Source organism: Deltaproteobacteria bacterium, assembly GCA_016219225.1.
Classification (GTDB): Bacteria; Desulfobacterota; RBG-13-43-22; order RBG-13-43-22; family RBG-13-43-22; genus RBG-13-43-22.
Map to the genome: position 1 here is coordinate 24,009 of JACRBX010000180.1, position 8,728 is coordinate 32,736.

The 8,728-nt window shown below is 52.7% G+C and carries 5 protein-coding genes; 4 read left to right on the forward strand and 1 reads right to left on the reverse strand.

The genetic code is table 11. The annotated features are described in order from the left end of the window. Positions 1 to 8: 8 nt before the first annotated feature. Positions 9 to 1,217 carry a GAF domain-containing protein gene (locus tag HY879_15695; GenBank protein ID MBI5604782.1) on the reverse strand — a complete coding sequence of 403 codons (1,209 nt, stop codon included), beginning with the start codon at positions 1,215 to 1,217 and terminating at the stop codon, positions 9 to 11. A 616-nt stretch (positions 1,218 to 1,833) separates the two neighbouring features. On the opposite strand from HY879_15695, the gene HY879_15700 reads away from it, so the two are divergent. From HY879_15700 to fdhF, 4 genes are all read left to right on the forward strand, one after another. Then, a complete protein-coding gene (locus HY879_15700; GenBank protein ID MBI5604783.1) occupies positions 1,834 to 2,508 on the forward strand; it encodes a response regulator in 675 nt (224 codons plus the stop codon). A 273-nt stretch (positions 2,509 to 2,781) separates the two neighbouring features. Beyond that, complete coding sequence (gene nuoE / locus HY879_15705; GenBank protein MBI5604784.1) at positions 2,782 to 3,285, forward strand: NADH-quinone oxidoreductase subunit NuoE; 504 nt, start codon at positions 2,782 to 2,784, stop codon at positions 3,283 to 3,285. 109 nt (positions 3,286 to 3,394) lie between these two features. Next, positions 3,395 to 5,245: an NADH-quinone oxidoreductase subunit NuoF gene (gene nuoF / locus HY879_15710; GenBank protein ID MBI5604785.1), complete on the forward strand. Its 1,851-nt coding sequence runs from the start codon at positions 3,395 to 3,397 to the stop codon at positions 5,243 to 5,245. 23 nt (positions 5,246 to 5,268) lie between these two features. After that, positions 5,269 to 8,190, forward strand: a complete 2,922-nt coding sequence (fdhF, locus tag HY879_15715) for a formate dehydrogenase subunit alpha (GenBank protein ID MBI5604786.1) — start codon at positions 5,269 to 5,271, stop codon at positions 8,188 to 8,190. The last annotated feature ends 538 nt before the right edge of the window (positions 8,191 to 8,728 follow it).

Sequence of the window (8,728 nt, forward strand, 5' to 3'; positions counted from 1 at the left end):
AGCCCCTTTCAGGGTATTGGGAAATCCAAACTGAATACCGTTCCCTGTCCTTTTTTACTGGAAACATAAATATGGCCCTGATGTTTCCGGACGATTCCATAGCTGACGGCCAGACCCAGACCGGTCCCTTTGGGCTTGGTGGAAAAGAAAGGTTCGAATATTTTTGCCAGATGCTCAGAAGGGATTCCGCAGCCGGTATCGGCGATTTCGCATTTTATACGCTCCCCGTCGGTCGTCATATAACTCCGGACAATAACTTCCCCTCGATCTTCAATGGCCTGCAGGGCATTAAATAACAGGTTAATAAAAACCTGCTCCATCTGGTTTGGATCCAAAAGGAGGTCCGGCATCTCGTTCAAGAGCTGTTTTTCCACGCGAATATGACGAAGAAGGAATTCATTTTCCAGGATGCGCAGCGACTTTTCAATAATGGTATTGATATTGGTCATGGCCACCTTATGTTCACTGGCCCTGGAGAATTCGAGAAGTTCCTGGATAATGGTCTTACAGCGGATGGTTTCGTTGATGACGATCTCGAGACCTTCTTTGAAGGGACCTTCTTTAGGGACCTTTTTGAGCATGTTGGAACTGAAAAGAAGGATGCCGGCCAGGGGATTGTTGATCTCGTGGGCGATGCCGGCTGCCATCCGGCCCAGGGCCGACAACTTCTCGGTCTGAAGGGCCAACCGGTCATACTGGGTCCTTTGTTTCTCGATCAGTTGGGCCTTTTGAATGGCAAAGGCCCCTTGTTCGGCAATGGGTATGATGAAATTCAGTTCTTCCTCTGAAAATTCCCTGGATTCGGAGAAGTAGAACCGCAGGATGCCGATGACATCACCACCAAGGATAAGGGGGGCATCCATCATCATCCGGATCCCTTCGCCCCAGGTTTCTTTGGCATATTGAACCAGGGGATCATGGAGGATATCCCGTATGATGCGGATCTTTTTGCCGTGACAGAGATCGGCAATGAGTTTTTGGCTGGAGATAGGCCCCTTGGAAAGATATTCCTCCCTCAACCCATAAGCGGCAAACAAATCCAACTGGTGCGTCTGCAGATTCAGGATTCGAACGACAGCCCCTTTGGCGTAAATCGCCTCAGCAGACTTCCTGACCACAATTTCCAAGACATCTTTGACCCGTGTCTCGGAATGCAGCGAGGCGCTGATGTCCTTTAAAACGCGGTAAAAACGCTCAAAACTTATCTCCTGGACCATGGCGGCCGCCTTTTCCCAGACAAAATAGGCTGCGAAAGCTTAGATCCTTTCCGGTGCCGGTTTCAGTCGATTCGATGGGCTAAGTCTATTTCCGTATATTTCATTATACACCTATAACTATTCAAAGCAACTGATAGAATTTCAATTTGTCTCTTTTTCCCTATAAAATTTTATACTTCTGAGGATTTTGCGATTTCTTTGAAGTATGGGCTCCATTAGATTAACCAATTGAAATTAATAAATAAATACTCAGATCCTGCTCCAGTAGGACAGTGGCACCCCTTTTGCTTTAGTACGAAAATAACGTTCAGGGATCGGGGGTCAGGGATCGGGGGTCGGCGAAAGACATTTTCATTCTTCGTAGTGCCCGACCCGGGCATGAGCGCTTAACACAAAGATACGAATCTTGAATTTCGAACATCGAATTTCGAATTATGAAGTTTTTTCAGCTTACTTCGACATTCAGTATTCGTTATTCGATATTCGACATTCGGTTTTTCATTCGTCGTTGCCCCCCCTTGCCCTCTCATCGAGGAGGATGGTGAGGAAAGGGACCATGAGGGTTTGGTTCGAAAATGCAGTTTTTAAATTTCAAGATTCAATAAAAGGTGAGACCATGTATCCTATTCCGGAAACCGTAAACAAAGGGCAGGCCGAGCCTCCCCATGTCCTGGTTGTAGAGGATGAATCCAGCGTGGCTAAAGGGCTGGAACTCGTCATGCGTGAAGAGGGTTATAATGTGGAACTGGCCGATACCGGGCAAAAGGCCCTTGAGAAATTCGCTGCCATGGATTTTGACCTGGTGGTAGCCGACCTCCGGTTGCCCGACATCGATGGTCTGGAGGTCATCCAGCGGGTCAAGGAGAACCGGCCTGAAACCAAAATAATTATCATAACCGGCTATCCATCGGTGGCTTCTGCCGTCCAGGCGGTAAAGATGGGGGTGGCGGATTACCTCCGTAAGCCCTTTACCGATGATGAAGTTATGGCCGTAGTGGGGAATGCCCTGAAAGCCAGGAAAAAGGATTCGATGGAATCCCTTATTATTGAAACCCAGGCGGAAAGGCTTATCCAGAGGGATGAGGTTATCCGGGTCCTGGATAAGGCCTCTCAAAATGAAAATTTTTGGCACAACCTGATGGAAGACGGGATGGAAGCGCTGAAGGAATACCAGCTTTCGGCAACCGCCAAAGCCGCCATACTGTCAGGAGATCTGGACTGGATCCGGAAGAATGTGGGGGATCTCTCCGAAGTGCAGCTTTTATCCCTTTACAAACTTCTGGACCGTTAAGATACTCAACCGGGCTTTAGGCAAAAGCCGAAAGGCGATTTTGATGAAACCGTAAAAAAGCCGTCATTCCCGCGCAGGCGGGAATCCAGGCCAATCGAGATCAATTAAAAACACTGGATTCCGGCTTTCGCCGGAATGACGTAATGCGGGTTTCAGCGATTTTTTACGATTCAAACTATTTTAATAGATCAGGCAACATGTTGCCTGATAATACGCGCTTTATAAATAGATTTTCCGACTTGTTCGGATTGAGGTACCGGAAGGGAAAAACCCATGCACCTGGTCCATTTTGAGCAATCCCCTTTGCAGGGCCGATTGGATCCAGAGGCCCTCTTGGCCGAGATGCAGGTAAGGTTCGAAGGAAGGGCCGATGAACTTATCCCCATGCTTCAGTGCGTTCAAAAGGCCCTGGGCTTTTTGCCTGAGCAGATCCTTCTGGAGATCGCCCGCCTGACCCGGTTGCCGGCCGCCAGGGTTTTCGGGACGGCTACCTTTTATTCCCAGTTCCGTCTCCAGCCTGTAGGAAAATATATTATCCGGGTTTGCCGGGGGACCGCCTGTCATGTGAAAGGCTCCGGACGGATTCTTGATGACATCCAGGGATACCTCCAGGTGGCCCCTGGCCGGACTACCCAAGACGGCCTTTTTACCCTTGAAACGGTAGCCTGTTTCGGGTCCTGTGCCCTGGCACCCATTTTAGTAATCAATGAAAGGGTTTATGGAAGCACCAATCGATCCAAGGCCTTAAGACTTCTTTCGGATATGCGGGGGGGTTAGCATTCGGGGGTCGGGGATCGGGGATCGGGGATCAGGGATCAGGAGATTAGGGGTCGGGGGTCGGGATTTGATACGAAAATAAAGTGTCGAGGCATTAAATGGGAAAGATATGGATTTTAAAACTTTAAAGTCCGAAGCGGAAAGGGAATGGAAGGCCTTGCAGAATCTGCAGCAGCCCCTGATACAGATCGGACTGGGGACCTGTGGGAAGGCAGCCGGAGCGGAAGAGGTTTACTGCGCGGCCCAAAAAACGCTTCAACAAATAGGTCAGCCGGGCCGTTTCATGGAAGTGGGGTGTATCGGCATGTGTTACCTCGAACCCCTGCTGGCCGTGCGTAAGCCCCATGGACCATTTGTTTATTTTGGAAAACTTGACGCCGAAAAGACCGAGAAGATCCTTGTTTCCTTTCTCCGGGATGATGACCTCCTGAAAGAGTGGGCGGTTTGTACCCTGGGAGAAGAGACGATCGACGGGATTCCCCGTTTCGAGGAACTCCCGATGATCAAACCCCAGATAAGAATTGCTTTACGCAATTGCGGTTTAATAGACCCGGAAGATATCAAACACTATATAGCTCGAGGCGGCTACGAAGGACTCCGGAAGGCCCTGGGCATGCACCCGGAAGAGGTGATTCGGGAGATCAAGGCTTCCGGCCTGCGCGGCCGCGGGGGAGCTGGATTTCCCACCGGTCTGAAGTGGGAGTTGGCCGGAAAAGCTCCGGACCCGACCAAGTATATCATCTGCAATGCCGATGAAGGAGATCCCGGGGCCTTTATGGACCGTTCCCTCCTGGAAGGAGACCCCCATTCGGTTTTGGAAGGGATGCTGATCGGAGCCTACGCCATCGGCTGCCAGGAAGGCTACATCTATATCCGCGCTGAATATCCCCTGGCCATTAAAAGATTGGAGACGGCTATTAAGCAGATGAATCAATATGGCCTGTTGGGGCAAAATATCCTTGGAAGGCCTTTCCGGTTTCAGCTCCGGATTAAGGAAGGGGCCGGAGCCTTTGTCTGCGGTGAGGAGACGGCTCTCATGGCCTCCATAGAGGGGGGGCGGGGCATGCCGCGGCCCCGCCCGCCTTTCCCGGCCATCCAGGGGCTGTGGGGAAAACCGACCAATATCAATAACGTCGAAACCCTGGCCAATATCCCGGCCATTTTAACCCAGGGCGCCTCCTGGTTTGCCGGCTTCGGGACGGAGAAAAGCAAAGGCACCAAGACTTTTTCCCTGGCCGGGAAGGTCAAGCGAACCGGCCTCATTGAGGTCCCGCTGGGTATCCGCCTGGGGGAGATCATCAACCAAATCGGGGGAGGGGTACCCAAAGGGAAGAAGCTTAAGGCCGTCCAGACCGGGGGACCTTCCGGAGGATGTATCCCCTTCGACCTTTTGGATCTTCCCGTAGATTATGAGTCGTTGACCGCCGCCGGTTCCATTATGGGTTCCGGCGGCCTGGTGGTCATGGATGAAGATACCTGCATGGTGGACATCCCGCGATATTTTCTGACTTTCACCTCAGAAGAGTCTTGCGGTAAGTGTTTGCCTTGTCGTCTCGGGACCCGTCAGATGCTGGACATCCTCAATGACATTTGTGCCGGGCAAGGATACCCGGAGGATATCGCCCTCCTGGAAAATATCAACGAGACCGTCCAGAAAGGCGCCCTGTGCGGACTGGGCCAGACCGCCCCTAACCCGGTCCGGACCACCCTGCGCTACTTCCGTCCGGAATATGAGGCGCACATCGTTAACAAGAAGTGCCCGGCCGGTATCTGTAAGCCCCTGTTTCATTATGCAATCGATGTTGAGAAATGCAACGGCTGCGGGGTTTGTGCCCGTAAGTGCCCGGTCCGGGCGGTTAGGGGTGATAAAAAGAAACCCCATAGCATTGAACAGGACCAGTGCACCAAGTGCGCCACCTGCTACGAGGTGTGTAAATTCCAGGCCGTTTTGGTCTGTTAAACTGGATACTGGAGATGGAAACCGTGAAGGAAATCAGCCTCATCGTTGAAGGGCGTAAAGTCAAGGTCCCTGAAGGGGCCAAAGTCCTGGAAGCGATTCAGAAAGCGGGGTATTATGTACCCACTCTGTGTCATGATCCGGCCCTCAAACCCTTCGGGGCCTGCCGGTTGTGTATCGTCCAGATCGAAGGGATGCGGGGGCTGCCCGCCTCCTGCACCACACCGGTACAGGACGGTATGGTGGTCCATACCGAAACCGAAGAAATCCGGAGGGTGCGGCGGACCATCGTGGAAATGGCCATCGCCAACCATCCCCAAACCTGTCTGGTCTGTAATCGAAATCAGGCCTGTGCGCTTCTCCAGGTGGCCCGTTATGTGGGCGTCCAGCAAAGTTCGGTCGAGAGGTTGCGCCGGAGGAAATCGCCCCACCTGCCGGATCTCTCCAACCCGGCCTATGATTTTGATCCCGATAAATGCATCCTCTGCGGAAAATGTGTGCGGACCTGTGACGAAATCGTCGGGGTCGGGGCCATTGATTTTGCCTACCGGGGCTCCCGAACAGTGGTCAGTCCTTTTGGGGCCAAACCTTTGGCCCAGTCCGTCTGCCAGAGTTGCGGGGAGTGCGTGGAACATTGCCCCACCGGGGCCTTGACGGCCAAATCCGCCCTCCCTATGGAAAAGGAAGTCCGGACCATTTGTCCCTATTGTGGCGTAGGCTGTGCCGTCTATCTGGGGGTCCGGGGACAGAATATCGTACAAGTAAGGGGGGATCCTCAGAGCCCGGTGAACCGGGGAGAACTTTGTGTCAAGGGCCGTTACGGAATAGACTATGTCCATCATCCCGATCGGTTAACCCGGCCTCTGATTCGTAAGGAGGAGATGCCCAAGACAATCTATACCGATAACCCCGGGAAGGTCTTTCGGGAGGCGGACTGGGACGAAGCACTGGACCTGGTGGCCCGGAAGCTAGCCTTGGTTCGTGCCCTTCACGGTCCTGAGGCCATCGGCGTCTTGAGTTCGGCCAAATGCACCAACGAGGACAATTATATCCTGCAAAAATTTGCCAGGGCGGTGTTAGGGACCAACAACGTGGATCATTGCGCCCGCCTTTGCCATGCCTCCACGGTGGCCGCAGCTCTGGCGGCCTTCGGAGACGGGGCCATGAGTAATTCCATTTCCGATATCGATTACGCCGATGTCCTCCTGGTCATAGGCTCCAATACCACCGAATGCCATCCCATCATCGGCCGAAAAATTACCCGGGCTATCAAAAACAAGGGGACAAAATTGATCGTGGCCGACCCCCGGGCCATTGAACTGAGCGAACTGGCCGAAGTCTACCTGGCCCATTTACCGGGCACGGATGTGGCCCTGCTGAATGGAATCATGCGGGAAATCGTTGAGGCCGGTCTCCTTGATCGGGCTTTCATAGCCGGCAGGTGTGAGGAATTCGAGCCTTTCCTTCAGTCGCTGGACCCCTACGACCTGAAAACCGTGGAACGAATTACCGGTGTGTCCGGAGAAAAAATCAGCCAATGTGCCCGGCTTTTCGGCCAGGCCGACAGGGCCATGGTCCTTTATGGCATGGGGATTACCCAGCACACTACCGGCACTGACAATGTCAAGACCATCGCCAATCTGTTAATGCTTACCGGAAATCTGGGCCGCCCGGGAACCGGTTTTGCCCCCCTTCGGGGACAGAACAATGTCCAGGGCGCCTGCGATATGGGGGCCTTGCCGGTGGTTTATCCGGGATACCAGCGGGTGGATAATCCGACGGTCCGGAAAAAATTTGAAAGGGCCTGGGGAAAGGCCTTAAACGAAAAACCGGGACTGACGGTGACGGAAATGTTTCAGGCCGCCCATGATGGGGCGTTTAAAGCCCTTTACGTCATGGGAGAGAATCCCATGCTCAGTGAACCGGATCTGAATCAGGCCAAAGAAGCCCTGGCCAGGCTGGAGCTATTGGTCGTTCAAGACATCTTTTTAACCGAAACGGCCCAATTAGCCGATGTGGTCTTTCCCGCCGCCAGCTTTGCCGAAAAAGACGGGACCTTCACCAACACGGAGCGGCGGGTGCAATTGGTCCACCGGGCCATTGATCCGCCGGGGGAAGCCCGAGAAGATTGGAAAATCCTGGCCGAGATCTCCGGGCGTCTGGGTTATCCCATGCACTATCCCTCCAGCGGTCAGATCATGGCAGAGATTGCCCGACTTACCCCGATCTATGGGGGGATTTATTACGACCGGCTTCCCGGTCCGGGCCTTCAATGGCCTTGCTGGGACGGGGAACACCCCGGCACACCCCTGCTGCATAAAGGGGAATTTACCAGGGGCCGTGGAAAATTTCATGTGGTCCATGACAGACCGCCGGCCGAATTACCCACCGCCGCCTATCCCCTGCTGCTGACTACCGGCCGGATCCTGGAGCATTGGCATACCGGAAGCATGAGCCATCGCTCACGGGTTCTGGAAACCCTGGCCCCGGAAAGCCGGGTGGAGATCAATCCCCAGGATGCACTCCATTTGGGTATTGAAGAGGGAGACCTGATCTCCCTCTCCTCCCGCCGGGGTGAGATCCAGACCAGGGTCAGGAAAACCGACCGGGTCAGGCCGGGCCAGGCCTTTATGGCCTTTCATTGGAAGGATGCCCCGGCCAACCGTTTGACCAACCCGGTCTTTGACCCCCAGGCCAAGATACCGGAATTCAAGGTATCTTCGGTAAAGGCCGTCCTGACCGTTTTAGAAAGGGCCGCTGAAGACAATAAATTTCTGACCGCCCTGGCTGAAAACCCGGTGGGGGTCCTGGCCTCTTATGATTTGACATCCGAACATCGACAGGCCCTGGTCGATGGCGACATGGCTTCTATTGAAAAATGGCTCGGTCCTTTGGAAGAAAGGCTTCAAGTCTGGCTAAAGGCCCGCCTTAAACAGGAAAATTTTTAGTGAGTTGTATCCAACCATAAAATGTGCTACATAATACTACAGCGAATTTTTTTACTAATGCACTCCGTTATCCGTCATTCCGGCATGTTTTAAGCCGGAATCCAGGGTCTTTGATTTTCTTATTTTCTTGAAAAAACTGGATTCCCGATAAAGACGTTCGGGAATGACGAAAAAAGTGGCGTTGTAGCGATAAGTTGCTATGTCTCTTCCGGGGTAACTCCCGGACGAGGCGTAGATTCTTCCAAAGTACACCTGAGGATTTATCTCTAACATTTTTAATAAGCGAGCTTGTTATGATGCCAGGAATCCAGAATTCAGAATAATGGAATATCTTTTATTGGGGTTGTTACTCATTCTGAATTCTGAATTCTGACTCCTGAATTCTGAATTCCAAAATTTCAAATATCTTCGGATAGTCTTATCCAACAGAATAGCGAGGTCATTGTTACCATTCACCAAAACCCACCATCTCTTTTCGGTGCTCTCGAACCCAATTATCCTCCCTCCTCACGGGCCTGGCTGGTCTGGGGCCTGGGAG